This window comes from Corynebacterium sp. LaCa78 (genome assembly GCF_046717505.1).
Lineage (GTDB): Bacteria > Actinomycetota > Actinomycetes > Mycobacteriales > Mycobacteriaceae > Corynebacterium.
On the sequence record NZ_CP177112.1, the window covers coordinates 492,319 to 516,853 of the forward strand.

The window sequence follows — 24,535 nt, forward strand, 5'->3', positions numbered from 1 at the left end:
CTGCGGCTAGTTACGGGGTGTCACCGGTGGCCGCCAGACGATGCGACCGCCCACTCTTTCTAGCCGCCCGCGCCGGGGCGGGGCATTGGGATCGTCGTCGTTGATGCCGTTGTGGTAAGCACAGCACACGACGAGGTTGTTCATATTGGTCTCCCCACCGCGGCTCCAGGCCGTGAGGTGGTGGACCTGGGATAAATCGGCCGGCTGATTGCATCCGGGCCAGGCGCAGCGCGGATTTTCCGCGGCCGCCATCATCCTCTGCTTATCGGTGGCCACGCGCGCCGTGCGGTAGAGGTTGACCGGCCCCTCCACCGGATGTACGAGGGTGACATAGCCCGTTTCACCGTCACCGCTGCCGCTGAGGCCGGGGGCGGAATAGCCGGCATCGTTAAGCACGCGGCGCAGGTACTCGGTTCCGGACATGGTCGCGCCATTGGTGAGATCGAGCTGCACGTCGTCGCCGTGGCCATCGCGAATGCGAATGAATTTCTCCAGCGGCACGACGGCGTTGGTGACCACCGTGGAACGCGCGGCGCTGCCTGTACCGAAGAAGATATCTTCCACCGCCTGCAGCGGCTTTTTATCGGCGGCCGTAATCGCGCCCTGCAGATCCGCAATGAAGCGGGAGGTACCCGTAATGGCGAGCGTCCAGTAGTCATTGGGGCGCCGATAGGTGCGCACGCCGGGGCTGACCGTGGACTTTTTCATCTCGCGCACCCGGCGCCGGGCGTGTTTGATAATGGCGCTCATCTCCGCGGACATCGCACAGCATTCCGCGCGCAGCTCCCACGCCTGCTTCTTGCTGGGCGCGCGATTAACCACGCGCTCGATGCCGGCGAGGAGGGCAATGGGGTGGGCGTTGGTGCGGGCATCGGCAATGGCGCGGCGCTGCATCCGGCTAAAGGCGGTGCGGCCGTAGTAGCTTTCGCACAAAAGGAGCAGGTCGGCGGCGATGGTATCGGGCGCGCCGCGCTCCATGAGCTCAGACCCAGATAGACCGCGGCACGCGGCGATGATATCCATGCCGGGCGCGAGGGCGGTGAGGTAGGTCTCGAGTGCGTTCATGCCGCCTACGCTAGGGCGGTAGCAGCCCGCGCTCAATTGCTAGGGCAACCGCAAGGGCACAAACTGTGGATAACCCGGATCCGCAGCGCGAAAACTCGGGGAAATCCTGTGGATAAGTCCCCGCAGTGTCGCATGGATTAGACGAAGGCCAGCCGGCGCGTGCCATCCACGTGGGGGAAGGCGATGAAAACTTATACATGAGACCGCAACCCACACCAGCGCCGAGCCCCACGCGGGCAGGCCTAGGATGGGCGCGAGCATGATGAGGAGCCATAGAATCATCAGCGGGACTAGCTGCGCGATGGTGGGGATGAGATCGGCATCGTGCCGGTCGGCATAGGATCGCATCTCGCGGCGGTAGGGGTGGGCAAAGACCAAGACGAAGGCCGCCACGAGGCAGACCGCGGCCCCAGATAGGGTGGCGAAGAAATGGGTGCGGGTGGTCAGCAGCGCGACGGTGGCGCCGAGCAGGATGGAGGATCCGAGGCGCACCCACGGCGGGGTGGGGATGGGGGTTGGATTCTCGCGCATAGCACCGTAGGCCTCGTTCAGGTTCATGCGCTTAAGGCTACCATTCGAACATACAGTTGCATGTGTCCGGTTGGGGGTTCATACTGTATGGGTGAGTCAAACGAACGTTCGCCTGGAAAAAGCGGTGGCAGGGTTGGATAGGCCCGACCGCGTTGCGGTGCTGCGCGCCCGCATGCAGGCGATGGAGCAGGAGGATGAAGACGAGCTGGTAGACACCCTTCCCCAGCTGGCGCGGCTACTTCCCGCAGGTGGGCTCGCCCGGCGGAAGGTGGTCTCGTGCGCGGAATGTCCCGCGCTCGTGGTGGAGCTTATCTGCCATCTTACGGCCCGCGGGGGCCATGTGGGGATAGTGGGGTGGCCGGATCTTTCTCTCGCACAGGTTGCCGAAATAGGGCAGCTCAATAACGTGGTCACCGTCCCCGATCCGGGCCTGGAGTCATGGGCAGTAACCAGCGTGCTGGCAGAGGGCATGGACCTTATTATCCACCATGGCCCGCCCGGCGAGCTGAGCCCGGCCAAGGCGCGGCCGGTGTGGGCGAAGATCCGCGGCGGGCAGGCCGCGGTGCTGACCGTGGGTGCGCGGCTGCCGGGCACCGCGGTGCGCATTGGGGCGGAGGTGAGTACGTATCGGGGCATCGGCAAGGGCAGCGGGCGCATCCGCGGCGTGGATATCGATCTTGCGGTGGACTCGAAAAAGGGCACGGCGCGCGGCAGTCTCACCATGGGCGAAGCCCGCAGGTTGGAGGCCGTATGAGGGTGGCTGCGGTGTGGTTTCCGGATTGGCCCATTCAGGCGGTTGCGCAGGCGGGGCCGGTGCTGGTTGCGCGCAATCATGCGGTGCTGGTCTGCGATAGCGCGGCGCGCCGGGCCGGCATTCGGCGCGGGATGCGCCTGCGCCAGGCCCAAGCGATTTGCCCTGAGGTAAAGGTGATGGAGGCGAACCCGGATAGGGACGGCGCGGCCTTCGCGGAGATTGCGGCGGGCTTGGATGCCGTGGCCTCGTCCGTAGAGGTGCTGCGGCCCGGCCTGGCCATCGTGGATGCGGGGGCGGCGCTGCGCTACCACGGGCCGGAGGCGTTGGAGATGCTTGCCGATGCCACCGCGCACGCCGGTTTTGATTCCACCCTTGGTGTGGCAGACGAGATTGCCACGGCCATCATCGCGGCTCGGCACCGCGGGGTAGGCGCGGTGGTGCCGGAGGGAGAGTCGCGGGATTTCTTGGCTGCCCAGCCCGTGAGTGTTTTAGCCGCGGAGGCCGCGCTGGGGTTTTCTGCGGAGTTTGTGGCCCAGCTGCAGAAATTGGGCGTGCGCCGGCTGGGTGATGTGGCGGCGCTGCCGTTTAAGCAGGTGGTTACCCGGTTTGGGCAGCAGGGAAAACGCGCGCATGAGGTGGCGCACGCGCGGGCGGACCAGCGCGTGTCCCCGGAAATGGCGCGGCCTGATCTGTCCGTGAGCAGCGAGCAATCCATCGAGCGCGTGGATGCGGCGGCATTCGTGGCTCGGCACTTGGCCGCGCAGCTGCACGTGCGGTTGGCGGAAGCGGAAGTGGTGTGCGTGCGCCTGCGCGTGGTGGCGGAGCTGGCCACTGGTGAAACTGTGGCCCGGGTATGGCGCACGCACGAGGCGTTGACGGAGCAAGCGACCGCGAACCGGGTGCGCTGGCAGCTGGATGGGTGGCTTACGGCGGCGCGTTCGAGCGGCAAGGACGGTGCCGCGATCGTGCGGCTGGTGCTCGAGCCTGTGGAGGTAGCTAGGCCGCAGGCCGATGGCCTATGGGGCGGGGATGCCTCACAGGAACAAGTCAAGCGGGTAATTTCGCGCGTGCAATCGCAGTTGGGCATAGATCGCGTCTTGCAGCCGCGGGCCGCCGGTGGCCGCGGGGTGGCCGAGCGTATCGAGTACGTTCCCTATGGGGAGCAGCGCGATGCCACGCCGCAAGGCAGCTGGCCGGGCAGGCTCCCCGCGCCGCTTCCCGCGCGCCTAGGCGGTGGGCCGAACCACCCGGCCGCGCGCATTCGGCTTATCGATGCCGCCGCGCGGGACGTCATCGTCACCGCCGAGGCCCTCCTATCCTCTGTACCCGTGGCGCTCGGGTGGGGCGCACACCGCTACCGCGTCATCGGCTGGGCTGGCCCGTGGCCGGTGGATACGCAGTGGTGGACCGAAAAGCCGCAGCACGCGGCGCGGCTACAAATTGTGGGCCAGGCTGAGCGGGAGCAACGCCAGCGCGCCTGGCTCTTGGTGTGGTCAGAGGGGCGCTGGCGCGTGGAGGCGACGTATTAGGAGCGAATATCTACCACGAGGCGCGTGGGATTTTCTAGTACCTGTACGGAATAAGGCTTGCGCTGGTTCATGCCGATGACAAACTGACTGCGCCCCTCATAGGTGCGGCCGTTGACCACTTGGGTAATAACGCCACCGGCAGGTGCCTCGACGATGCCGATGCGCGGCTCGTCGATGCCCGCCTCAAACGGATAGACAACGCCGTCGATATTGACATTGAGCGCGGTATCGCCGGCATAGTTGATGGGCTGGCCGGAGCCTTGCTGCTTGGGATTATCGGCATAATCCACGAACCAGCCCGGGGAGCCTTCGCCCTCAAGCTCGAAGACGGCGCGCTCGAAACCATCGTGCTGGCCCACGCGCACCTTGGTCACCACGAGTTCTGAGGGGGCCTCAGGGCGCAGCGTTTTCATGCTCATATCCGCCTCACCCAGAGGGTTGATGTGCGAGTTTCCCACAGAGGCCGCCATGGTGGTGTCATCCGCTGATTCGGTGCTGCAGCCGGTGAGGAAGGCTGCGGCGGCAAGCAGGAGCGAGAGGCGGGCTTTATACATGACCACTAGAGTATAATTTCTAGTAATTACTGCCTATCGTTGGGGGGCAGATCTTGACCGAATTGTTGCCAAATATGTGAGCTGAGTTGCAGACAGGTTAGGCTAGGGTACATGACCGATTTCTGTTCAGATTACCAGGTGGAACCGCTGCCCGGCACGGCGAAAAAAGAGTCCGTGTTTGTCCTCTTTGAGTGGCCCGGCGGCTGGTCGCGCGATGTGCTTGATGGCGATACTTTTGGCCCGGAGCTCACGGCCCAGCTGAAGGAAAAGCTCAACGGTCAGGCCGGGCTGCAATTGATTCGTCGCCCCGGCCGCGATGGCCGCCAAATCGGCACCATGCACCGGTGCTACCTGGTGTGGGCCGAGCAGGGCGTGATGGAATTGATCCTTTTGACCGGCCCGGAAAAGATCCTGGATTTGGATCTCACCGCGCCAGGCCGCAACGGGGGAGGAACCCTCGATACGCCGCTGGTTTTGGTGTGCACCCATGCTAAGCGCGATAAGTGCTGCGCCGTGAAGGGCCGGCCGCTCGCCGCGGAGCTGGTGGAGGATTACCCGGATATGGTGTGGGAAACCTCGCACACGAAGGGGCACCGCTTCGCGCCCTCGGTCATGCTCATGCCCTGGGCCTATTCCTTTGGCCGGATGAATAAAGAAGCCGCCGCGCAGATGATTGCGGCGGCGGCGCAAGGAAAGTATTTCTACCCGGTCAATCGCGGGCGCGGCATCTTCGGCCCGCGCGGCCAGGTGGCGGAGTTGGCGGTAGCGCGCGAGCTTATCGATGACTCCGAGGACCTCTACTACGGCCAGCTCCACGCAGAGGACGAAAAACAGGGCCCCGTGGTCACGCATGCCGATGGCCGGCGGTGGAGCGTGACGCTCGAGCAGCGCGCCGTGGAAGGAGTGGTCTCTTCCTGCGGCGACGCGCCCAAGACCGGCAAGGCGCTTGTAGCCACGGGCGTGGAGCTTATTAGCGGCGCATAACCTTGGAGGAGAGCCAGTTGCCGAAGAACTGCGCGGCCTGCACCAGCACGATGATGATAAGCGTGGCCACGACGGTGACTTCCCACTCGAAGGCGCGGTAGCCGTAGACGATGGCGAAGTCACCCAGTCCGCCGCCGCCGACGTAGCCGGCCATGGCGGACATATCCACGATGGCGATAAACAGGAAGGTATAGCCCAGAATCAGCGGGCCGAGGGCCTCCGGAATGATTACGGAGGTAATGATCTTCCACGGTGAAGCGCCCATGGCGCGGGCGGCCTCGATAACGCCTGGGTCGATGGCCACGAGGTTTTGTTCCACCACGCGCGCTACGGAGAACGTGGCGGCGATGACCATCACGAAGGTGGCCGGCTCGCGGCCGATGGACCCGCCCATCACGGCGACGGTGAGCGGCTGCGCAAACGCCAGCAAAATAATAAACGGGATGGGACGAACGAAGTTCACCAGCAGGTTGACCACCAGGTAGACGGCCTTATTCTGCAGGATGCCGCCCGGGCGGGCGGTATAGAGCAAGATGCCGAGCCCTAGGCCCAGAATGCCGGCGACGACGAGGGTGGTCGAGACCATGATGAGGGTGTCGACGATGGCATCGACAAGCGATCCGCCCAAGCGGTCCCAGTCGGCGGCGGCGAGATAGTTGACGTTCATCGTTCAATCTCCTCAATTTGAGTGGTGGCAGATAGGGCGCGGTAGAACTCTTCGATGGCGGCGTCGTCGCCGCTCAAGCGCACGGTGAGCTTGCCAAAGGAGTGCTGCTGCAAGGTGGTAATACCGCCGTGGACGACGGCGATGGATACGCCCGCATCCTTCAGCTTGGCGGCGGCGCCGAAAAAGCCGGATTCCTCGGTCAGGTTGATGGTAAACAGGCGGCCTTCGTGGGCAAGCAGGTCATCGGTTTCCACCACGTCGGGCTCATTGCGCAACGAGGTGGCGACGAACTTGGCGGCCACGGCGGTCTGGGGATTGGAAAAGACCTGGTAGACGCTGCCTTGCTCCACGACGTGGCCATTTTCCATCACCGCAACCTTATCCGCGATGGAGCGCACGACCTCCATTTCGTGGGTGATGACCACGATGGTGATGCCGAGCTCCTTATTCACCCGGCGCAGCAGGTCGAGGACCTCCTGCGTGGTGGTGGGGTCGAGGGCGGACGTGGCTTCGTCGGCAAGCAGCAGCGACGGATTCGTGGCCAAGGCGCGCGCGATGCCCACGCGCTGCTTCTGGCCGCCGGAAAGCTGCTCCGGGTAGCTTTTTCCCTTATCTCCCAGTCCAACGAAATCCAGCAGCTCCTGCACGCGCTGTTGGCGCTCGCGCTTGCCGATGCCCTGCAGCTGCAGCGGGTACTCAATATTGCCCGCCGCAGTGCGGGAGTTCATGAGGTTAAACTGCTGGAAGATCATGCCGATATTGCGGCGGATGCCGCGCAGCTTCTTTTCGGACATGCCGACGATATTTTGGCCATCGAGCAGCAATTCGCCGGAGGTGGGCGTGTCCAGGCCGTTGATCATGCGGACCAGGGTGGATTTGCCGGCGCCGGAGTAGCCGATGATGCCGATGATTTCGCCGGAATCGACGGTCAAGGAGACATCGTCAAGAGCTTTGACCTCGGCCTTTTTCTGCTGGAAGACCTTGGTGATATTGCGGAACTCGATGCGAGTGCCGTTCTGGGTGGAATCTGCCACGGGTTGCGTCCTTAGCGGGGAAGTGCCAAACCCCGCCGGGGTGAAAACCGGCGGGGTAGAAGGCAAGGGTGATTAGTCCAAATCTGCTTCGAGCTTGTCCAGGATTTCCTGGAGTTCTTCTGGGGTGCGCTCGACCTCGACGGAGGTGCCTGCGGAGTCCTCGTCGACGCCCTTTTGTACCGCATCGGAGTGCCAGAGCTCGGCGAGCTTCTTGATGTCCTCGTTATCGGCGTCTTCCTCGCGAACGGCGAAGACGTTGATATAAGGCTCTGCCTCTTCGGAGTTCGGGTCATCCTGGAAGACGGCGGTGGCCGGGTCGATGCCGGCGCGCTCCAGGAAGGAGTTATTGATAATCGCCGGGGTGCCCTCGCCGTGTGCGGATGGGGTCTGGGCGGCATCGACCGGCACGACCTTGACCTTGGACTTCTTCTCATCGATGTCCAGCGGGGTCGGGGTGATAAGCCCGTCCTTCTTCAAGGTGATAAGGCCAGCCTGGACCAGCACGTTGATGGCGCGGCCCTGGTTGGTGGAGTCATTCGGGATGGCAACTTCTTCGCCCTCGATGCCGTCGAGAGAGTCGTGGCCCTTCCAGAACAGCGCCAGCGGCACGATTTCGGTGGCAACGATGGGCACCAGGTTGGTGCCGTTGCCGTGGTTGTACTCGGCCAGAAACTTCAGGTGCTGGAAGTTATTGGTATCCAGCTCGCCCTGGTTCAGGGCCTGGTTCGGGGTGTTGTAATCCGAGAAGGACTTGATGTCGATGTCGTAGCCGGCGTCCTTGGCTTCTTGCTCAAAGGCAACCCAGGCCTGCTTTGCATCATCGGTGGTGCCAACGGCGATGGTCTTGTCATCATCTGCGTCGGAGGAGCAGGCCACGAGGCTAGTGGCGGCGACGGTAACGGCGGCGGTAGTGGCCGCTGCGCGACGAATCTGCATGAGGTCCCCTTACATGTAGGAGTTTAAATAAATTGACCGTTTAGCAATCTAGCAATAAGCGAACCGCTTTGTCTATTGAACACGTCTCATCGCGCCGGGTTGTATAGAACACTGATTCGACACTACCCTGTGAAGGGTGAAATTTAATGGTGGAAAGGCGCTACCGTGGTCGCGTTTAGAAAGGATACTATCCGGCAAGGATACCGCCGCGCCCGCCGCCGTACATCACCTTGGCGGCGGCGATGACCCCGTCCAGCGCGGGCGCTCCGCTGTGCCCTTTGCGGAGCTACATGCGGTAAGTTCCTATAGTTTTCTCGATGGCGCCGCCGAGCCGGAAGAGCTGGTCGCCCGCGCCCTAGAGCTTGGCCTCGAGGGGTTGGCCGTCGTGGATCGGGATGGCTTCTACGGCCTGATGAAATTTGCGGAAGCCGCAGCTAAAGCGGGCCTTCCGGCCATGTATGGCGCGGAGCTTTCCCTCGCTGAGGCCCCAGTGACCGTGCTGGCGCGCACGCCGGAAGGCTATCGTCGCCTCTCGCGCCTTATTGCCCGCGCGCGGATGGACGCCGGCGAGAAGGGGAGTGTCGCGTACCCGCCCCTAGATGCCGTGGCGCGCGAGCTGGAGGAAGAGTGCTTTTTCCTGCTGGGGTGGGAGGCTATACAAAAAATCGATCACGTTCTCGAAAGAATAAAAATAGACAGCATAGTTCTCGAATATGCGTGCACAATGTCTCCCGAAGATGCGGATCACCACAGTTTCCTGGATAAGTACAATAATCTCCGCGCCATAGCAACCGCTCGACCTGCGGCAGCAACGCGCGACCAGGTACGGCTCGCCGCCGCCAAACGCGCCTTGGCGCACCGCCAATCCCTAGAGGAAGCCGCACCGGATGCCCACCCGATGGGCGCAGGCTGGATGCGCTCCGGCGAGCAGATGGCCCAGTTGCTTCCCGGCCGGCCCGAGCTTATCGCCGAAACCGTGCGCCTTGCCCGCGAGTGCTCCTTTACCTGGGGTGCCCTCGCGCCCAACCTGCCGGACTTTGTCGTCCCAGAGGGGCACACCGAGATGAGCTGGCTCGAACACGAGGTGTGGCGGCGCGGTAAAAAGCGCTACGCCTCGCGCCCGCCCGAAATACAGGCCAAGGCGAAAAAGCAGATGCGGCACGAGCTGGGCATCATCAAGCAGCTGGGCTTTCCGGGCTACTTCCTCATCGTCTGCGACCTGGTGGATTTTTGCCGCCAGGAAAATATCCTCTGCCAGGGGCGCGGCTCGGCGGCCAATTCCGCCGTCTGTTTCGCGCTGGGCATTACCAACGCCGAGCCCATTTCGGCGCAGCTGCTCTTCGAGCGCTTCCTGTCGCCGGATCGCGATGGCCCGCCCGATATCGACATCGACATCGAATCTGGACGGCGCGAGGAGGTCATCCAGTACGTCTATCGCACCCACGGCCGCGACCGCGCAGCACAGGTTGCCAACGTCATTACCTACCGCCGCAAGGGGGCTACCCGCGACGCCGCCCGCGCGCTGGGCTACCCGCAGGGCTCGGCCGATGCGTGGTCAAAGGGCATAGCTGAGCCGCCTGCCGATGTCTCCTTACTCGCCGAGCAATTCCTCGACCAGCCGCGCCACCTCGGCATCCACTCCGGCGGCATGGTTTTATGTGACCGGCCGATCGCGGACGTGGTGCCGATGGAATGGGCCCGAATGGAAGGCCGCTCCGTGCTGCAATGGGATAAGGACGATTGCGCCGCCGCCGGGCTGGTGAAATTCGATCTGCTGGGCCTCGGCATGCTGGAGGCGCTGCACCACATGATCGATGCCGTGCGCGCCACCACCGGTCGCAAGGTGCGCCTGTGGGAGCTCGACTTGGCCGAACCCGCGGTCTATGACATGCTTTGCCGCGCCGATGCCGTCGGCGTCTTCCAAGTGGAGTCCCGCGCGCAGCTGGCCACGCTGCCGCGGCTCAAACCGCGCTGCTTCTTCGACCTCGTGGTGGAGGTCGCGCTCATCCGCCCCGGCCCCATCCAGGGCGGTTCCGTGCACCCCTACCTGCGCCGGCGCGATGGCCTCGAGCCCGTGACCTATGACCACCCGGTGCTGGAGAAATCGCTGGGTAAGACCCTGGGGATCCCGCTCTTTCAAGAGCAGCTGATGCAGATTGCGGTGGATGCCGCCGGTTTTACCGGCGCCGAGGCCGATGACCTGCGCCGCGCCATGGGCTCGAAGCGCTCGCCGGCCAAGATGGCCGCGCTGCGCAGCCGCTTTTTCGAGGGACTGCGCGCCACCAACGGCATCGATGGCGAGGTCGCGGAGAAGCTCTGGGCCAAGATCACCGCCTTTGCCGCCTACGGTTTCCCGGAATCGCACTCGCAGTCCTTCGCCTCGCTGGTGTATTTCTCCGCGTGGTTCAAACATCACTACCCGGCGGAGTTCTGCGTGGGCTTGCTGCGCGCGCAGCCCATGGGCTTTTATTCGCCGCAGTCGCTCATTCAGGACGCCCGGCGTCACGGCGTGCGCGTGCTGCCAGTGAGTATCAACGACTCCGGCGCGCAGGCCAGGGCGCTGCCCACCGGCGAGATCCGGTTGGGCCTCAACCTCATCAAGGGGCTGGGGGATAAGGCCGCCGAGCGCGTGGAGGCCGCCGCGCCCTTTAGCGGCGTCTCCGATCTGTCGCGCCGGGCGGATCTCAGCGTGGAGCAGGTGGAGGCGCTGGCCACGGCGGGGGCGCTGGAGTGCTTGGGGTTGGAGCGTCGCCAAGCGCTTTGGCAGGCTGGCGTCGCCGCCACCGAGCGCGAGGGCATGTTGCCGGGCACCTCCGCGCTCGCCTCGCCGCACCTGCCCGGCATGTCGGCCTTCGAGCTAATGGCTACCGATGTCGCCGCCACCGGCGTCACCCACGATAAGCAGCCTATGGAGTTAGTCAGGGCCGCGCTTGGCGATGTCCTGCCTTCCTCCCACCTTCCCCACGTCCCCGATGGCACACGCGTACGCATCGCCGGCATCATTACGCACCGCCAGCGCCCGCGCACCGCCTCCGGCCTGACCTTTTTGGGCGTGGAGGATGAAACCGGCCTGATGAATGTCATGGTCTCGCCCGGGCTGTGGTCCCGGCAGAAGGTGCTCGCCCGCACCGCCCGCGCCCTTATCATCCGCGGCATCGTGCAAAATGCCACCGGCGCGGTAAGCGTGGTTGCAGACAAGCTTGAGCCGCTGGATTTTGGCGATTTCCTCTCCCGCGGCTCCCGCGATTTCCGCTAGTTTCCTGCGCTGCGACCCGCTCCGCACCGAAGATTTGCAGCCCAAATGCGGTGGACAGGCCGAGGAAAAGTTCGCCGGGCAGGACTAGGCGCTTGCGGTGAGCTAGTTAGCCATTAGGAGTTCTTCCTATAGATTTCGGTGGACATCGGGGAAAGCTCCTGGCGGGAAAAGATAGCCTCCACGGGGAGGTCAAAGACCTCGCAGACGCGGAAGGCTAGGTCCAGGCTGGGGGAGTGGTCCCCGCGCTCGAGGGCGCCGACGGTCTGCGGGTTGACGTTGATGGCCTCAGCCAGCTGGGCGCGCGACATGTCCCGCTCGGCGCGCAGCACACGTACCCAGGTTATAGATGGGTGCGGAGGGCTTTTTCTTTGGAGATATGGGTCAGAATATTGCATAAACCCAAAGTAAAGACAAGGTTTTCTATTCCACTTCGAAAATATCGCCCGGCTGGCAGTCCAGCGCCGCACACAGTGCCGCAAGGGTGTTAAAGCGCACGGCCTTGGCGCGATTATTCTTCAGGACGGACAGGTTAACTGGGGTGATGCCCACCTCTTTGGCGAGCGCCGCTCCGGTAATACCGCGCTCCTCCATTATCCGGTCGAGGTGGCAGATCACCTGGGGTTCTTGCCCCTCAGACAAGGCCTTCAACCTCCTCTTCGAGCTTGCTGCCGCGCTTGATGGCAACTGAGAAGAGCTGGAGGGTGCAGACAAAAAGGTAGGGCAGCGCAAGCTCGCCTAATGAGGATCCGCTCTGGTTGGCCCACCAGTCAATTTCGAGCTGCGAGGAAGCCCAGTTATTGCCCATCCCTTCGAGTGGGAAGCGTCCGATAAACCAGACGAAAATCCCAAAGGTCATTCCATTAAGGAAGCGGATATTTTTCGTATTGAAAACCTGCCCACGAAGCATTGGTTTGACCAAGCGGTAGGCAAAGAACGCGATAATCAAGATTCCTGCAATCTTGACGACGAGCCCCGCAGTGAGCATCCAGAATGGCCCGCCGTCGAGGTTGTGCTTGCTAAGGCCTTCCGGGATGGCCGCACTCAGTGTGGTGGAAAAGCGTCCGGTGACAAGGTCGCGAAGGTAGGTGGGGCCGAGGATGACAATGGTGAACAGGCAGAAGGCGGCCGCCGCGTTAATTTCGCGGCGCTCAGCTTGAGAGGTGGCCTGTGGGGTGGTCGTGACAATCCTTTCCGTCGACTCCTTATCGACTTTCGATGTTGTCGTAATTCGATAATATCGATTAACGATAAGTTGCGCAAGAGTGCGGGCTCGATTGCTACTGTCAATAGCTATGAGCGAAGAAATGAACCCCGTCTCGCCGCGTTTGGTTAAGGTGCGCTACATCCGCCACCTGGGCTGGACGATTATCTTCGCCGCGGCGGCCGCAGCGGCAGGGTACTGGTGGACCCCGTGGTTCTACTGGGCGGCGGGGCTCTTCGCCGTCCTCTTTTTCTGGCTGCTTTGGCTCATCCCCGCCCAGGTGCGCCGGATGGGCTGGTGCGAAACCGACGATGAGCTGCTCATTACGCGCGGCAAGCTGTGGCATTCTTTCACCGTCGTGCCCTACGGCCGCATCCAGTTCGTGGACGTGACCGCCGGCCCCCTCGAGCGCGCCTTCGGGCTCAAGGAGCTGCAGCTGCACACCGCCTCCGCAACCACGGACGCCACGGTGAAGGGTTTGGAAGCCCCGCTTGCCGATGCCCTCCGCACCCGCCTCACCCACCACGCCCGCGAACGGATGAGCGGGCTATGAAGTACCACCGCGTCCACCGCTTGACCCCGTTGCTGCGGCTGTGGTCGGTCATCCTGGCCGTCATCGCAGCATTTGCCTTAAACGTCAATATGGAGGCGCTGCGCGGAATCTTTGCCTTCGTTACCGGGGAACACAGTGCGGCAGACCTGCGCGATATTGGCCTCGCGCTGGCCGGGTTCATCGCAGTGTGCGCGGTGGTCTGGCTCGTCTCTGGCGTGTGGTGGCGCCAGATGGGCTACCAGCTGGGCGAGGAGGAACTCACCTTGCGCCGCGGGGTTATTTCGAAGCAGCAGCGCACGGCACGCTATGACCGCACGCAGGCTGTAGACGTCGTCGAGCCCGTTATCGCCCGCCTCTTTCGGCTCGCGGCCGTGCGCGTGGAAACGGCCGGCGGGCAGTCGTCTGCCATCGAAATCGCCTTCCTGACAAAGCGCGATGCCGAGGCCCTGCGCGCCGAAATCCTCTCCCGAGTCCACGGTGAGCCGCGAGAGCAGCCAGTTGAAGAGCGGCCAGCTGAGGAACAGCTGGCCGAGGGGGAAGACAACGTCCTCATCCCCGAAATCCCCATCGCGCGTTCCCTGGCCGCGGCCGCCTTGCACGCGTCCACGATCGTCCTGCTTGCGGCCCTCATCTTCCTCGTGGTCACGCCGATGTCCCTGACCATCACGCTGCCCATCCTTTTGGCTACTGTCCCGCGCGCCTGGAACGTGATTGACTCCTCGTGGCGCTACACCGCCAGCCTTGATGATGACGTGCTCAATATCACCTACGGCCTTGCCGATCGCCGCCGCCAAAACATCCGCCTCGAGCGCATCCACGCCGTCCAGGTCACCCAGCCGTTCCTGTGGCGGCCCTTCGGCTGGTACGAAACGCGCGTGTCGGTCGCCGGCTACGGTGGCACGGCCAGCGGCGAGGGATCGGGGTCGACGCGGATCGTGCCCGTCGGCAAGCGCGAGCAAGCCCGGCAATTCCTGCCCGCCGATGCCGCCCCGACCTACGCCTCGCCCGCGCGCGCCAAATGGGTCTCGCCCATCGATTACCGGCAGCAAACCGTCGCGCTGGCCGGCGACTACGTCATCGTGCGCGCCGGCCGCTTCAACCGCCGCGTCCAGGCCATCGAGCTGCGCCACATTCAGGAGCTCACCCTGCGCCGCGGCCCGATTTCCCAGCTATTCGGCCTGGCCACGGTGGAGCTCGACCTCGTGCAGGGGCCCGTCAAGATGGCGGCGCGCAACCTCGCGCTTGCCGATGCCCACGCCCTCCTCAACCGCCTGCGCTCCCGCGACCTGCCAGAACTTACACCGCTCCCTTAAACCCCAGCTGGCGCCAGGCCTCAAAGACCGCGGTTGATGCGGAGTTGGAGAGGTTCATCGAGCGCCTAGCCGGGACCATCGGAATGCGCACCTGATCGGTGATGCGCGGATGGTTGACATGCTCATCTGGCAGGCCTGTCGGCTCCGTGCCGAAGAGCAGCACGTCGCCATCCTGGTAGTCGACCTCCGTAAACCACTTATCCGTATGCGTGGTAAACGCGAAAACGCGCGCGCCGGGCAGCGCCTCCATGCACGCGTCGAAATCCTTATGAATCTGCACATCCGCCAGGTCGTGATAGTCCAGCCCGGCGCGCTTCAAGTGCTTATCGTCAAAGTTAAATCCCAGTGGCTCAATCAGGTGCAGGCTCGCGCCCGTTACCGCCGCGGTGCGAATGGCATTGCCGGTATTGGTGGGAATGACGGGATTATCAAAGACGATGTGCAGCTGGCTCATGCCTTCAGTCTAGGATGGGGGCTATGAGCGCTACCAAACTAGATGGCACCTTGTACCGTGACGAGATTTTTGCGGACCTCGCCGAGCGCGTGGCCGCCTTGAAGGATAAGGGGATAACCCCTGGCCTGGCCACCGTTCTGGTGGGCGAGGACCCAGGCTCCCAGTCCTATGTAAAGATGAAGCACCGCGATTGCGAAAAGCTGGGCATCAACTCCATTCGCAAGGACCTGCCGGCGGATATTTCGCAGGAAGAGCTTGAGGCGGTTATCGATGAGCTCAATGCCGATGACGCCTGCACTGGCTACATCGTCCAGCTCCCGCTGCCCAAGCACCTGGATGAAAACGCCATCCTCGAGCGCATCGATCCCGAAAAGGACGCCGATGGCCTCCACCCGGTCAACCTGGGCAAGCTCGTGCTCAATGAGGAGGCCCCGCTGCCGTGCACCCCGAATGGCTGCTTGCACCTGCTGCGCCGCTTCGGCGTGGAGCTGAACGGCGCCAAGACCGTCGTCATCGGCCGCGGCGTGACCGTCGGCCGCCCCATTGGCCTGATGCTCACCCGTCGCAGCGAGAACTCCACCGTTACCCTGTGCCACACCGGCACGAAGGATCTCGCCGCCGAAACTCGCGATGCCGATATCGTCATCGCCGCCGCCGGCCAGCCACACATGCTCACCGCGGACATGATTAAGGAAGGCGCCGCGCTTCTCGATGTCGGCGTGTCCCGCGTCGACGGCAAGCTCACCGGTGATATCGCCCCCGATTGCTGGGATAAGGCCGGGTACGTCTCGCCCAACCCAGGCGGCGTCGGACCGCTCACGCGCGCCTTTTTGGTACGCAACATCGTTGAGCGCGCGGAAAAACTGGCGTGAATTTAGACAATCCCCACGACGCGCACCTGACACCGTCCCCGCTGCCCGCCTCCGTGCAGTGGGTGGCCATCGGGCTCTTCATCGCCGGGGTGGCCCTGTCCGGCGGCTACGCCATTTTCGAGTATTGGCGCAGGGCCACCTTTTTGCTCGGGCTTGCGCTGCTGTGGCTGACGGTGGTGCGCCTGACGTGCGATTCGAGCCGCGTCGGCGTGCTGGCGGTGCGCTCGCGCCGCTTCGATGCCACGTTTACAGGCGTCATCGGCGCGCTGATGGCCTTTCTCGCCTACTCCGTGGACGCGCTGGGCAGCTAGTTATCCACAGGTGATTGTTTCAGTATCACCAATCTGCGGCGTGTCGCGTGGTTATCCACAGCCGCAGCACTCTTGGCCTCGCGCCCGCCGCTACCTGCGGTTTAGGCTCGGGGCCATGATTTCGGATTACCTCGCAGCGATAAACTCCCCGATGGCGCTCATCGGGGAGTGCGCCGGGCTATCCGAAGCCGAATTGGTAGACCGCGGTTTCAGCGATAAAGAGGCCGCGGAATTCGCGCGCTTGGCGGATACGTATTTTGGTAGGACATCGTTTAGCGCCAAGCAGCGCGCCGCCCGCAAAACCGCGCTCCCGCTCGATGCGCTGAAAATCATTGAGGTGCACGCGCAGAAGCTGAAGACCCAGCGCGCGGCGTGGGCCCTGCGCGAGGAGCTGTGCCGGCTCAACGTTTCTACCAGCGAGATAGAAAAGCGCGCCCGCCGCCGCGTCAAGGAGGAACGCACCCAGAAGCGCGCGGAGGGCGTCCGGCTCACCCGCCGCACCGATGACCTGTGGACGCTGACCATCACCGCGGAATCGGACTTGGTGGCCGAGATTAATAACCACGTCTCCACCGTGGACGATGCGCGCCGGGTCTTTGCAGAGGGCGCGGCTACCTCCACCATCACCACCAACGTGGTCCTAACCCTGGATGACATGGTGAAGGTCACCCACGGCGAGGACGAGGTCACCCTGCAGCTGACCAACGGCGCCACCATCACCGGTGCGCAGCTAGCGGAGCGCGCGCTTGCCGATGCCGGCCTCATCACCCTCATCCACCCCGTCACCGGTCCCGTGAACCTGTACCACACGCGCCGGCTGGCCACCTGGAAGCAGCGGCAGATGGCGATGGCGGAAAATCCGGTGTGCCCGTGGCCCGATTGCCATATTCCGGCCGATGAATGCCAGGTTCACCACCTGCAACCGTGGCTGCTCGGCGGCGAGACCAATGCCGAGAACCTGACCATCGCCTGCAAGTACCACAACTCCGTTAACGACGATGACCCGAATGCCTCGCCCCGTCGTGGGCGCTTAGAGCGCCGCCCGCACGAAGGAATCGTGTGGCGCCCGCCCTGGGCCCGATAAAAACATCGCCGAAGCCAGCGCAGTAAATGCTGCGCCGCTTCGGCGATCCTTCTGTATGCCTTTTGTAAAGAGTCCTGGCTAGCCACACATCGCGCCCCTCGATCCGGACCCCGCCACTGCCTGCCTCGCGCCGCGTCCTGTTCGTGTGCCGGACCACCCGCGACCGTAAACCTGCGCGCCAGATCGATGGCCACCCGTGCGCTGCTCGCCCAGCCACGCCGAACCACCTGTCACTGCAAGCAGCTGTGTCTGGGGCCGAGTGACCGTGCGCAGGCGGGGACGGCTAGATGGCGTAGTCGATGGTGCTGTCCACGTCCAGCGGGTGCGGTTGGGACAGGGTGAGGAAGTTGCGCAGGATGCGGTCCATCTGGCGCGATTCCGTGAGGAATGCATCGTGGCCAACGGGTGAGACTACCTTCGCCATGGCCAGCAGGTTGCCCAAGTTGCGCGAGAGGTGTTCCTGCTGGTGGTAGGGATAAAGGATGTCCGTGTCAACACCCACGACCATGGTCGGTACCTGCGAGGAACCGAGAGCGCGGTTCAGGCCGCCGCGGCCGCGGCCGATGTCGTGGCGGTTGAGGGCCTCGGTAAGCGTGACGTAGGAACCGGCATCGAAGTGATCCGCCAGCTTCGAGCCCTGGTAATCCAGGTAGGAATTCACAGCGAAGCGCTGGTCGTGCCGGCGGTAGGGCCCCAGCGGTTCTTCGCCGGTTTGGGCTTGGACGCCAAAGCGCTCATCGATTTCCTGCTCGCCGCGATACGTCAAGTGCGCGATGCGCCGCGCCGCCGCCAGGCCCTCGCGGGGACGCTGAGAGGAGGAATAATAGTCGCCGCCGTGCCAGAAGGGATCGCGTTCAATCGCGGAAATCTGCGCCGACTGGATACCAATCTGCCACGCGGAGGCGCGCGCGGAGACGGCAATAACGCACGCGGCATCGACCGCATCCGGGTACATCAGCGTCCATTCCAAGGTGCGCGCTCCACCCATGGAACCACCGATGATCGCATGCACGCGCGTTATCCCCAGCTCTTCTAGCGCCTTTTTCTCCGCGGCCACCAAATCGCGAATGGATAGCGCCGGAAAGCGCGATCCCCAACTGCGGCCATCCGCATGCGGGGAGGAGGGGCCGGTGGAGCCATTGCAGCCGCCGAGTGCGTTCATGGCGATAACGCACCACTTCGTCGTATCCAGCGCCTTGCCTGGGCCAATGAGATCACACCACCACTCGGCCACATCGGCATTGCCGGTCAGCGCGTGTTCCACCAAAATGACGTTATTTCCGCCGTGCGGATCGCCGAGGAAATGGCCGAAGCGGTGGTAGGCGATGTGGGCATCGGAAAGCGTGGCGCCTGCTTCGGTGCGAAAATCGCCGATACTTATACAGCTCATGCCAGTGCTTTAAATCCCAGTTCGAGGTCAGCAATGATGTCGTCGATATCTTCAATGCCCACGGACAAACGGATGGTGGACTGCGCAATACCCGCCGCGGCCAGGGCGGCATCATCGGATTGCGAGTGCGTGGTGGTCGCCGGGTGAACCGCCAGCGAGCGGGTATCGCCGATATTGGCGAGGTTGGAGTGGAGTTTCAGGGCATCGATAAACGCCCATGCTTCCTCGCGCCCGCCGTCAATATCGAAGGACAGCACGGAGCCGGTATAGGAGTAACCCAGCTTCTCCTTAATCTTCTTATACGGCGAGGAATCCAGGCCGGCGTAGTTGACCTTCGTCACCTTGGCGTGGCCTTCCAGGTACTCGGCCACGGCCTGGGCGTTGGCATTGTGCTTGTCGATGCGCAGCCCTACCGTCTCAATGCCATTGAGCGTCAGCCATGCATTGAATGGGGAAATGGCGGCGCCGGTATCGCGCAGCAGGCCGGCGCGGGCCTTGAGTGTAAAGGCGGGGGCGCCGAGGTCGGCGTATTTTAGGCCGTGGTAGGCCTCGTCCGGGGTGACGAAGTAGGGGAATACTGGCTTGCCGTCGCGCTCGACGGTCCAGTCGAAGGAGCCGCCATCGATAATCGCGCCGCCCACCGCGGAACCGTTGCCGGTGTAGAACTTCGTGGTCGAAACCACGACGATGTCCGCACCCAAGTCGAGCGGGCGGGCCAGCGCCGCGGTGGCGATGGTGTTATCCACGATGAGCGGGACCTGGTTAGTGTGGGCCACCTCGGCGATGGCTGGGATGTCGAGGACATCGGCTACCGGGTTGCCAAAGGTCTCGCCGTAAAAGGCCTTGGTATTAGGCTGCACGGCGTCCTGCCAGGACTGAGGATCGTCCGGGTTTTCGACGAGGGTGACGTCGATGCCAAGCCGCTTGAGGGTGACGGTAAAGAGGGTGGAGGTGCCGCCGTAGAGGCGCGGGGAGGTGACGATGTGATCGCCTGCCGAGGCGAGGTTGAAAATGGCCGCGGTCTCTGCGGCCTGGCCGGAGGCAAAGGCCACGGCGGCCACACCGCCTTCAAGGGAGGCCAGGCGCTCTTCCAGCGCATCCTGCGTTGGGTTGGTCAGGCGGGTGTAGATGGGGCCTGCATCGGAGAGGTTAAAGCGGTTGGCCGCGTGCTCGGCGTCATCAAAGACGTACGAGGTAGTTTGGTAAATCGGCACGTTGCGGGAGTTGTGCGCGCCGTCGAGGTTTTGGCCTGCGTGAACGGAGCGGGTAGCGAAGGACCAGTCTGCGTTGGAGTTATCGTATTTCGTCGTCATGCCACGCAAGACTAGACCAAGCGGTATGTAACGTACAGCACCCTGGCGCGAAACCGCAGGGTAGTCGGAGAATAAAAATAGACTAAGCGGTAAATTAATCGCTTGGGCTTAGCCGCTTATAGCCCTGTACTCCGGCTTTGGTGAGCATGGTGTCGAAGGCGGGGCGGCCGACATCGGAAAGCGCGGCGTCATGGATGGGCATCGTGATCGCGGCGCCGCTGCTCGCAGGCTTCGGGAAGCTGCCCAGCCTAACTACTGCGGGTCTTTGGTGTCCTTGCGGCGAAATAGGTACCAGATTCCGAGGATCGCGCCGAAGAGCAGGATTGCCGAGGCGATAAAGACCATGGCGACCACCATCGTGCGGTGCGGATCGTTTAAGAAAATCATGCAGACGATGGCGGCGAGGAAGATCGCGGCGAAGAACGTGATGAGCCAATTGCGCTTGGTGTGCTCTGCGAATGTCATGCATTAATTGTTACGGAAAAACCGGGGGTAAACAAGCTGGGTGGGCATTCTGGGGGCGGAACCCGGCTATATGGTGCACCGATTTTTCCAATAGTGACCGCGTGCGGTCCGTCTAATGAGGGTGAATGGGGGTAGAGGTGCTCCGTTCGACTATTTAACACCGCTTTGCCCGTTCATAATGATGTATGGCGAACTCTCTACAACTGTGAAAGGGACACTTTATGGCCACCACCACGACTGGGGTTGAAGACCGGAAGAAACCGGTCCTCAAGGTGAGCAACGTGTGGGTGCAGGGCATCGCCCTCGTGATGATCTTTGGCTTCTTGGTCATGGGATTCTTGGCGTACCGCACCTATGACGCATCCATGCCGTTGCCGGAAAAGATTGTCTCCGAATCCACGGGCGAAACGGTCCTCACCAAGGACGAAATCACTAACGGCCAGGCGCTGTACCAGGCCCGCGGCCTGCAGCAATACGGCTCCGTGCTGGGGCACGGCGCCTACTTGGGCCCAGACTATACGGCGGAGTACCTGCGCCGCGCCCTCGACCATGCCCGTGAGGAAAACGACGCGAATGGTATGCCCGATTTCGTTGATTCCTCCGCCACTCCCGAAGAAGCCGTGGTAGAAGAATTCCGCACCAACCGCTATGACGAAGAAACGGGCGTACTGGAGTGGACCGATAACCAGATTTCGGCATTCGAGGCCAATAAGGACTACTACGCGCAGTACTTTGGCCCGGATTCCCACAACAGTGGCTTGCCGTCGGACTTTATTACCGATGAGCAAGACATCAATAACCTCGTCGGTTTCTTCGGCTGGACCGCGTGGGCTTCGGCGGCAGAGCGTCCGGGCCAGGACTATTCCTATACCAATAACTGGCCAGCGGAATCGCGCGTGGACAACGGCCCGACCGCGGACCTCGTGGTGTGGTCGGTGCTCTCGCTCATCGCGCTCATCGGCGGTACCGGCCTGATCTTTGCCATTTACGGCCGGTGGTCCAAGTCCATCGGTTGGCATTCGGAAGAAGCGCCGAACCTGGACTTTAAGCAACCGGGCGAGGTCGGGCTGACTAAGTCGCAAAAGGTGGTGGCCTGGTTCGTCCTAGTCATTGCGTTGCTGTTCTTGATTCAGGCGCTGCTGGGTGCGGCCAGCCAGCACTATCGCACGGAGCTAACCGGCTTCTTTGGCATACCGCTGCAAGAAATCCTCCCCTATAACGTCTCGCGCACCTGGCACGTGCAGCTCTCCCTCCTGTGGACCGCCGGCGGGCTCTTGGCAGCCGGTATCTTCCTGGCCTCGTTCGTGGGTAAGAAGGAACCGAAGAAGCAGAATTGGCTCGTATGGTTCCTGCTCGGCGCCATCGCGGTCGTGGTCTTTGGTTCCATGGCCTTTGAATGGCTTTCCACCATGGGCTACATCGAAGAGGGCACGCTCTTTTCTCAGCAGTGGGAGTATCTGGACCTGCCGCGCTTCTTCCAGGTGCTGCTGACCATCGGCATGTTCGTGTGGATTGGCATCATCTACCGCCAGCTGCGCGGCCGCCTGAAAAATGAACACAAGTCCAATATGCCGTGGCTCTTCTTCTACGCCGGCCTGGCCATCCCAGCGTTCTACGCGGTGGGCAACCTGGCGGGATCGGAAACCCACATCTCCGTCGCTGAGTTCTGGCGCTTCTGGGTGGTTCACCTGTGGGTGGAGGACTTCCTCGAGCTATTTACCACCGTCATGGTGGCCTACGTCTTCGTCCTGCTCGGCGTGGTCCGCGAAAAGATCGCCCTAGGCATCATCTTCTTGGACGTCATCCTCTATTCCACCGGTGGCGTGCTGGGCACGATGCACCACCTGTACTTCTCGGGCACCCCGGTCGAGCACATGGCCCTGGGCGCATTCTTCTCGGCCGCCGAGGTCGTGCCGCTGACCCTGTTGACCGTTGAAGCATGGACCTTCATGCAGCTGGGCTCCCGCCAGCGCGCCTCGGGCGAGCGCCCCTTCCCGCACCGCTGGGCGGTCATGTTCCTCGTCTCCGTCGGTTTCTGGAACTTCTTGGGCGCGGGCATCTTCGGCTTCCTCGTCAACCTGCCCATCGTCTCCTACTACGAAATCGGCACGGCGCTTACCGCCAACCACGCACACGGCGCGATGATGGGCGTCTACGGATTCCTCGCCGTGGGCCTGTCGGTCTTTGCGCTGCGCTACCTCATCCCCAAGGACAAGTGGTCCGATAAGGCCATGGGCTGGGCTTTCTGGCTGCAAAACCTGGGCCTGCTGTGGATGGTGGTCATTTCGCTCCTGCCGCTTGGCATCATGCAGCTCTACGAATCCGTCGGATCGGGCTACGTGGAAGCGCGGTCGCTGGGCTATATCACCCAGCCCGGCAACTTCATCATGGAATGGCTGCGCCTGCCTGGTGATGTCATGTTCCTCCTCGGCGTCCTGCCCTTCCTCTGGATGGCGCTGCGCGGCGTGCTTTACAAAAAGGAGATCCCAACGGTGGAGGAACACCCAACCAACCCGCTGTTTAGCATCATCACCCCGGACGAGGACGACCACGCGGGCGAGGTCCCCGTGGGCTCCTCGGTGGGGCTGGTTTCGGGCGGCAAGGGGCGCGTCGACAAGCGCAGCTCCACGGGCCGGCGCTACGGGTACATCGATGAGCGCGGTGCCTTCGTTGAGGAGGAAGATCCCGATGCCGAGCGCGGCGATTCCGCCACCGCGCCGCGCCAGGAATTTGAATCGCGCACCAAGTGGGGCGGTACCTACCGCTCGGATAAGAAGGACGACTAATGCCGGGTGCATTTACCGTACTATCCGCGTGCTACGGGCTTTTCCTGCTCGCAGTGGCCTGGGTATTCGACTTGCTCGCGCAACAAACCGCCAACCGCACCATGTCCAACCAATCCGGCACGTTCCGGTACTTGGAAGACCACGATGCTTGGCGATGCCCCGAAGATCACTGGCTCTGGCCCTCCAGCTTCGACCCGGAAAACCGCGTCATGCGCTACCGTGCGAACCCGACCGTGTGCAATACCTGCCCAGTCAAGCAACAGTGCACGGTCTCGCACCATGGCCGGGAGGTCACGCGCCAATTGGACCCGTGGCCGCACTCGGATTCGGGGCGCTTCCACCGCGGCATCGCGCTGGCGGTCGCGGCGATGGGCTACCTGCTGCCGCTGGCCTCGCTGATTAGCTATCATTCGCCCTCGGAGGTGGCGTTGACGCTGGCCACGGTACTCATCATCACCGGGTTCGGCGTGTACCCGCTGGCCCGGCACCTGTGGAATACTCCCTCGAACGCGCCGCAGCTGGTGGTGCCGGAGATGGATAACCACGAGGCGGAATTGGCAGCGCAGGTTGACCGCTATGGTTCGAAGTACGGAAAATCCACGCGCTATCGCTCGGTGCGTCAAGAACTGGAAGGGGAAGTCTAAGTGTCCGCTCCCGTATTCTGGCCGATCGTCATCGGCATCATCATCGCCCTCATCGGGGTATTTTTGTCCTACTCGCTCAAGGTGATTAAGCAGTACGAGCGGGGCGTGACCTTCCGCTTTGGCCACCTGCGGCCGATGCTGGAGCCGGGGCTGCATTTCTTGCTGCCGGGCATCGATAAGCTGGAGCGCGTGGATTTGCGTGTGGTGACGCTGACGATTCCGCCGCAGGAAATCATCACTAAGGATAACGTGTCCGTGCGCGTGAATGCGGTGGTCATGTTCGAGGTCACCGATTCGAGCAAGGCGGTCCTCGAGGTCGAAAACTACGCCGTGGCCACCTCGCAGATTGCCCAGACCACCCTGCGTTCGCTCTTGGGGCGGGCGAGCCTCGATGACCTGTTGGCCCACCGCGAGGAGCTCAACGAGGACCTGGCGGCGATCATCAACGGCCAAACTGAACGGTGGGGCGTGCTGACCCGCATCGTAGAGATTAAGGACGTTGAGATCCCAGAGATGATGCAGCGCGCCCTGGCGCGCGAGGCGGAGGCGGAGCGCGAGCGCCGCGCCAAGGTTATTTCGGCCCACGGTGAGCTGCAGTCCTCCCGCGAGCTGCGCGAGGCCGCCGAGGAGCTGGGCAAGGCTCCGGCGGCGCTGCAGCTGCGCTACCTACAAACGGTGCTGGAGCTCGGCGCGGACCAAAACTCCACCATCGTTTTTCCGCTGCCCATAGACATCATGGGTGGCTTCATGGAAAACCTGGGCACCTTTAATAAGGGGTTCAAGGAATTCAGCGAGAACTTCTCGCAGGTGGTAAATACGGAAAAGCCTGCGGACTAGGC

Annotated in this window: 24 protein-coding genes and 1 pseudogene; 12 read left to right on the forward strand and 13 right to left on the reverse strand. The window is 63.0% G+C overall.

The genetic code is table 11. The features are described from left to right. Positions 1-6: 6 nt before the first annotated feature. Together ACLI1O_RS02475 and ACLI1O_RS02480 are read right to left on the reverse strand one after the other, a co-directional pair. The gene (locus tag ACLI1O_RS02475) at positions 7-1,065 is read right to left on the reverse strand and encodes an HNH endonuclease signature motif containing protein (RefSeq protein ID WP_239269027.1); all 1,059 of its coding nucleotides are present in this window, start codon (positions 1,063-1,065) and stop codon (positions 7-9) included. Positions 1,066-1,104: 39 nt separating this feature from the next. Next, on the reverse strand, positions 1,105-1,623 hold the full coding sequence (locus ACLI1O_RS02480; RefSeq protein ID WP_411706929.1) for a hypothetical protein: 519 nt from the start codon (positions 1,621-1,623) through the stop codon (positions 1,105-1,107). Positions 1,624-1,720: 97 nt separating this feature from the next. Between ACLI1O_RS02480 and ACLI1O_RS02485 the strand changes: the two genes are divergently transcribed. Both ACLI1O_RS02485 and ACLI1O_RS02490 read left to right on the forward strand, forming a co-directional pair. Beyond that, entirely contained in the window at positions 1,721-2,350 is a 630-nt protein-coding gene (locus tag ACLI1O_RS02485; protein WP_239269128.1) for a hypothetical protein, read from the forward strand. Then, positions 2,347-3,879, forward strand: coding sequence for a DNA polymerase Y family protein (locus tag ACLI1O_RS02490; protein ID WP_239269025.1), 1,533 nt, complete (start codon positions 2,347-2,349; stop codon positions 3,877-3,879). Before ACLI1O_RS02485 ends, ACLI1O_RS02490 begins: the two co-directional genes overlap by 4 nt. Here the strand turns inward: ACLI1O_RS02490 and ACLI1O_RS02495 are convergent. After that, positions 3,876-4,433, reverse strand: coding sequence for a hypothetical protein (locus ACLI1O_RS02495; protein ID WP_239269023.1), 558 nt, complete (start codon positions 4,431-4,433; stop codon positions 3,876-3,878). The genes ACLI1O_RS02490 and ACLI1O_RS02495 overlap by 4 nt on opposite strands. A 111-nt stretch (positions 4,434-4,544) precedes the next feature. On the opposite strand from ACLI1O_RS02495, the gene ACLI1O_RS02500 reads away from it, so the two are divergent. Further along, complete coding sequence (locus ACLI1O_RS02500; protein WP_239269021.1) at positions 4,545-5,417, forward strand: sucrase ferredoxin; 873 nt, start codon at positions 4,545-4,547, stop codon at positions 5,415-5,417. Here the strand turns inward: ACLI1O_RS02500 and ACLI1O_RS02505 are convergent. From ACLI1O_RS02505 to ACLI1O_RS02515, 3 genes are all read right to left on the reverse strand, one after another. Beyond that, positions 5,404-6,084 (reverse strand): methionine ABC transporter permease, encoded by a 681-nt coding sequence (locus ACLI1O_RS02505; RefSeq protein ID WP_005277229.1) that lies wholly within the window; start codon positions 6,082-6,084, stop codon positions 5,404-5,406. The two genes, ACLI1O_RS02500 and ACLI1O_RS02505, sit on opposite strands and share 14 nt — an antisense overlap. Further along, entirely contained in the window at positions 6,081-7,118 is a 1,038-nt protein-coding gene (locus tag ACLI1O_RS02510) for a methionine ABC transporter ATP-binding protein (RefSeq protein ID WP_023025305.1), read from the reverse strand. Before ACLI1O_RS02510 ends, ACLI1O_RS02505 begins: the two co-directional genes overlap by 4 nt. Positions 7,119-7,190: 72 nt before the next feature. Beyond that, on the reverse strand, positions 7,191-8,054 hold the full coding sequence (locus ACLI1O_RS02515; RefSeq protein ID WP_239269019.1) for a MetQ/NlpA family ABC transporter substrate-binding protein: 864 nt from the start codon (positions 8,052-8,054) through the stop codon (positions 7,191-7,193). 136 nt (positions 8,055-8,190) lie between these two features. Here ACLI1O_RS02515 and ACLI1O_RS02520 point away from each other — a divergent pair, with 136 nt between their 5' ends. Further along, positions 8,191-11,310: an error-prone DNA polymerase gene (locus ACLI1O_RS02520; protein ID WP_239269017.1), complete on the forward strand. Its 3,120-nt coding sequence runs from the start codon at positions 8,191-8,193 to the stop codon at positions 11,308-11,310. 113 nt (positions 11,311-11,423) lie between these two features. On the opposite strand, the pseudogene ACLI1O_RS02525 reads toward ACLI1O_RS02520, so the two are convergent. The 3 genes and pseudogenes from ACLI1O_RS02525 to ACLI1O_RS02535 form a co-directional block, all read right to left on the reverse strand. Then, positions 11,424-11,688, reverse strand: a pseudogene (locus tag ACLI1O_RS02525) (helix-turn-helix transcriptional regulator). Between the two features lie 42 nt (positions 11,689-11,730). Then, complete coding sequence (locus ACLI1O_RS02530) at positions 11,731-11,958, reverse strand: helix-turn-helix domain-containing protein (RefSeq protein ID WP_255716931.1); 228 nt, start codon at positions 11,956-11,958, stop codon at positions 11,731-11,733. Then, entirely contained in the window at positions 11,942-12,295 is a 354-nt protein-coding gene (locus tag ACLI1O_RS02535) for a hypothetical protein (RefSeq protein WP_239302398.1), read from the reverse strand. The genes ACLI1O_RS02530 and ACLI1O_RS02535 overlap by 17 nt, the downstream gene beginning before the upstream one ends. 307 nt (positions 12,296-12,602) lie before the next feature. Between ACLI1O_RS02535 and ACLI1O_RS02540 the strand changes: the two genes are divergently transcribed. Together ACLI1O_RS02540 and ACLI1O_RS02545 are read left to right on the forward strand one after the other, a co-directional pair. Next, positions 12,603-13,064: a PH domain-containing protein gene (locus ACLI1O_RS02540; protein WP_239269014.1), complete on the forward strand. Its 462-nt coding sequence runs from the start codon at positions 12,603-12,605 to the stop codon at positions 13,062-13,064. After that, a complete protein-coding gene (locus ACLI1O_RS02545; protein WP_239269012.1) occupies positions 13,061-14,377 on the forward strand; it encodes a PH domain-containing protein in 1,317 nt (438 codons plus the stop codon). The genes ACLI1O_RS02540 and ACLI1O_RS02545 overlap by 4 nt, the downstream gene beginning before the upstream one ends. Here the strand turns inward: ACLI1O_RS02545 and ACLI1O_RS02550 are convergent. After that, positions 14,361-14,831, reverse strand: coding sequence for a tRNA (cytidine(34)-2'-O)-methyltransferase (locus tag ACLI1O_RS02550; protein WP_239269010.1), 471 nt, complete (start codon positions 14,829-14,831; stop codon positions 14,361-14,363). The two genes, ACLI1O_RS02545 and ACLI1O_RS02550, sit on opposite strands and share 17 nt — an antisense overlap. A 23-nt stretch (positions 14,832-14,854) precedes the next feature. Here ACLI1O_RS02550 and ACLI1O_RS02555 point away from each other — a divergent pair, with 23 nt between their 5' ends. The 3 genes from ACLI1O_RS02555 to ACLI1O_RS02565 all read left to right on the forward strand — a co-directional run bounded on the left by ACLI1O_RS02555 (position 14,855) and on the right by ACLI1O_RS02565 (position 17,098). Beyond that, positions 14,855-15,703 (forward strand): bifunctional methylenetetrahydrofolate dehydrogenase/methenyltetrahydrofolate cyclohydrolase, encoded by an 849-nt coding sequence (locus tag ACLI1O_RS02555; RefSeq protein WP_239269008.1) that lies wholly within the window; start codon positions 14,855-14,857, stop codon positions 15,701-15,703. Beyond that, on the forward strand, positions 15,700-16,014 hold the full coding sequence (locus ACLI1O_RS02560; protein WP_239269006.1) for a DUF3017 domain-containing protein: 315 nt from the start codon (positions 15,700-15,702) through the stop codon (positions 16,012-16,014). Before ACLI1O_RS02555 ends, ACLI1O_RS02560 begins: the two co-directional genes overlap by 4 nt. A gap of 115 nt (positions 16,015-16,129) precedes the next feature. Next, the gene (locus ACLI1O_RS02565) at positions 16,130-17,098 is read left to right on the forward strand and encodes an HNH endonuclease signature motif containing protein (protein ID WP_239269004.1); all 969 of its coding nucleotides are present in this window, start codon (positions 16,130-16,132) and stop codon (positions 17,096-17,098) included. 283 nt (positions 17,099-17,381) lie between these two features. On the opposite strand, the gene metX is transcribed toward ACLI1O_RS02565, so the two are convergent. From metX to ACLI1O_RS02580, 3 genes are all read right to left on the reverse strand, one after another. Beyond that, a complete protein-coding gene (gene metX, locus ACLI1O_RS02570; RefSeq protein WP_239269002.1) occupies positions 17,382-18,488 on the reverse strand; it encodes a homoserine O-acetyltransferase MetX in 1,107 nt (368 codons plus the stop codon). Continuing rightward, on the reverse strand, positions 18,485-19,801 hold the full coding sequence (locus tag ACLI1O_RS02575) for an O-acetylhomoserine/O-acetylserine sulfhydrylase (protein WP_411706930.1): 1,317 nt from the start codon (positions 19,799-19,801) through the stop codon (positions 18,485-18,487). The genes metX and ACLI1O_RS02575 overlap by 4 nt, the downstream gene beginning before the upstream one ends. 252 nt (positions 19,802-20,053) lie before the next feature. Continuing rightward, positions 20,054-20,266 carry a hypothetical protein gene (locus tag ACLI1O_RS02580; protein WP_239268998.1) on the reverse strand — a complete coding sequence of 71 codons (213 nt, stop codon included), beginning with the start codon at positions 20,264-20,266 and terminating at the stop codon, positions 20,054-20,056. A 221-nt stretch (positions 20,267-20,487) separates the two neighbouring features. Between ACLI1O_RS02580 and ACLI1O_RS02585 the strand changes: the two genes are divergently transcribed. Genes ACLI1O_RS02585 through ACLI1O_RS02595 form a run of 3 tightly spaced genes read left to right on the forward strand, consistent with a single transcriptional unit; the run spans position 20,488 to position 24,533 of the window. Then, entirely contained in the window at positions 20,488-23,052 is a 2,565-nt protein-coding gene (locus tag ACLI1O_RS02585) for a nitric-oxide reductase large subunit (protein ID WP_239268996.1), read from the forward strand. Then, positions 23,052-23,696, forward strand: a complete 645-nt coding sequence (locus ACLI1O_RS02590) for a hypothetical protein (protein WP_239275580.1) — start codon at positions 23,052-23,054, stop codon at positions 23,694-23,696. Before ACLI1O_RS02585 ends, ACLI1O_RS02590 begins: the two co-directional genes overlap by 1 nt. Further along, positions 23,697-24,533 (forward strand): SPFH domain-containing protein, encoded by an 837-nt coding sequence (locus ACLI1O_RS02595; protein WP_370657789.1) that lies wholly within the window; start codon positions 23,697-23,699, stop codon positions 24,531-24,533. The last annotated feature ends 2 nt before the right edge of the window (positions 24,534-24,535 follow it).

What these genes read in the sequence shown, in the direction of transcription:
- ACLI1O_RS02565 (WP_239269004.1), top strand. Translation starts at nt 16,130, where the DNA reads ATGATTTCGGATTACCTCGCAGCGATAAACTCCCCGATGGCGCTCATC.
- ACLI1O_RS02500 (WP_239269021.1), top strand. Translation starts at nt 4,545, where the DNA reads ATGACCGATTTCTGTTCAGATTACCAGGTGGAACCGCTGCCCGGCACG.
- ACLI1O_RS02495 (WP_239269023.1), bottom strand. Translation starts at nt 4,433, where the DNA reads ATGTATAAAGCCCGCCTCTCGCTCCTGCTTGCCGCCGCAGCCTTCCTC.
- ACLI1O_RS02540 (WP_239269014.1), top strand. Translation starts at nt 12,603, where the DNA reads ATGAGCGAAGAAATGAACCCCGTCTCGCCGCGTTTGGTTAAGGTGCGC.
- ACLI1O_RS02590 (WP_239275580.1), top strand. Translation starts at nt 23,052, where the DNA reads ATGCCGGGTGCATTTACCGTACTATCCGCGTGCTACGGGCTTTTCCTG.
- ACLI1O_RS02475 (WP_239269027.1), bottom strand. Translation starts at nt 1,065, where the DNA reads ATGAACGCACTCGAGACCTACCTCACCGCCCTCGCGCCCGGCATGGAT.
- ACLI1O_RS02515 (WP_239269019.1), bottom strand. Translation starts at nt 8,054, where the DNA reads ATGCAGATTCGTCGCGCAGCGGCCACTACCGCCGCCGTTACCGTCGCC.
- ACLI1O_RS02545 (WP_239269012.1), top strand. Translation starts at nt 13,061, where the DNA reads ATGAAGTACCACCGCGTCCACCGCTTGACCCCGTTGCTGCGGCTGTGG.
- ACLI1O_RS02555 (WP_239269008.1), top strand. Translation starts at nt 14,855, where the DNA reads ATGAGCGCTACCAAACTAGATGGCACCTTGTACCGTGACGAGATTTTT.
- ACLI1O_RS02550 (WP_239269010.1), bottom strand. Translation starts at nt 14,831, where the DNA reads ATGAGCCAGCTGCACATCGTCTTTGATAATCCCGTCATTCCCACCAAT.
- ACLI1O_RS02575 (WP_411706930.1), bottom strand. Translation starts at nt 19,801, where the DNA reads ATGACGACGAAATACGATAACTCCAACGCAGACTGGTCCTTCGCTACC.
- ACLI1O_RS02480 (WP_411706929.1), bottom strand. Translation starts at nt 1,623, where the DNA reads ATGAACCTGAACGAGGCCTACGGTGCTATGCGCGAGAATCCAACCCCC.
- metX (WP_239269002.1), bottom strand. Translation starts at nt 18,488, where the DNA reads ATGAGCTGTATAAGTATCGGCGATTTTCGCACCGAAGCAGGCGCCACG.
- ACLI1O_RS02580 (WP_239268998.1), bottom strand. Translation starts at nt 20,266, where the DNA reads ATGACATTCGCAGAGCACACCAAGCGCAATTGGCTCATCACGTTCTTC.
- ACLI1O_RS02490 (WP_239269025.1), top strand. Translation starts at nt 2,347, where the DNA reads ATGAGGGTGGCTGCGGTGTGGTTTCCGGATTGGCCCATTCAGGCGGTT.
- ACLI1O_RS02505 (WP_005277229.1), bottom strand. Translation starts at nt 6,084, where the DNA reads ATGAACGTCAACTATCTCGCCGCCGCCGACTGGGACCGCTTGGGCGGA.
- ACLI1O_RS02535 (WP_239302398.1), bottom strand. Translation starts at nt 12,295, where the DNA reads ATGCTCACTGCGGGGCTCGTCGTCAAGATTGCAGGAATCTTGATTATC.
- ACLI1O_RS02585 (WP_239268996.1), top strand. Translation starts at nt 20,488, where the DNA reads ATGGCCACCACCACGACTGGGGTTGAAGACCGGAAGAAACCGGTCCTC.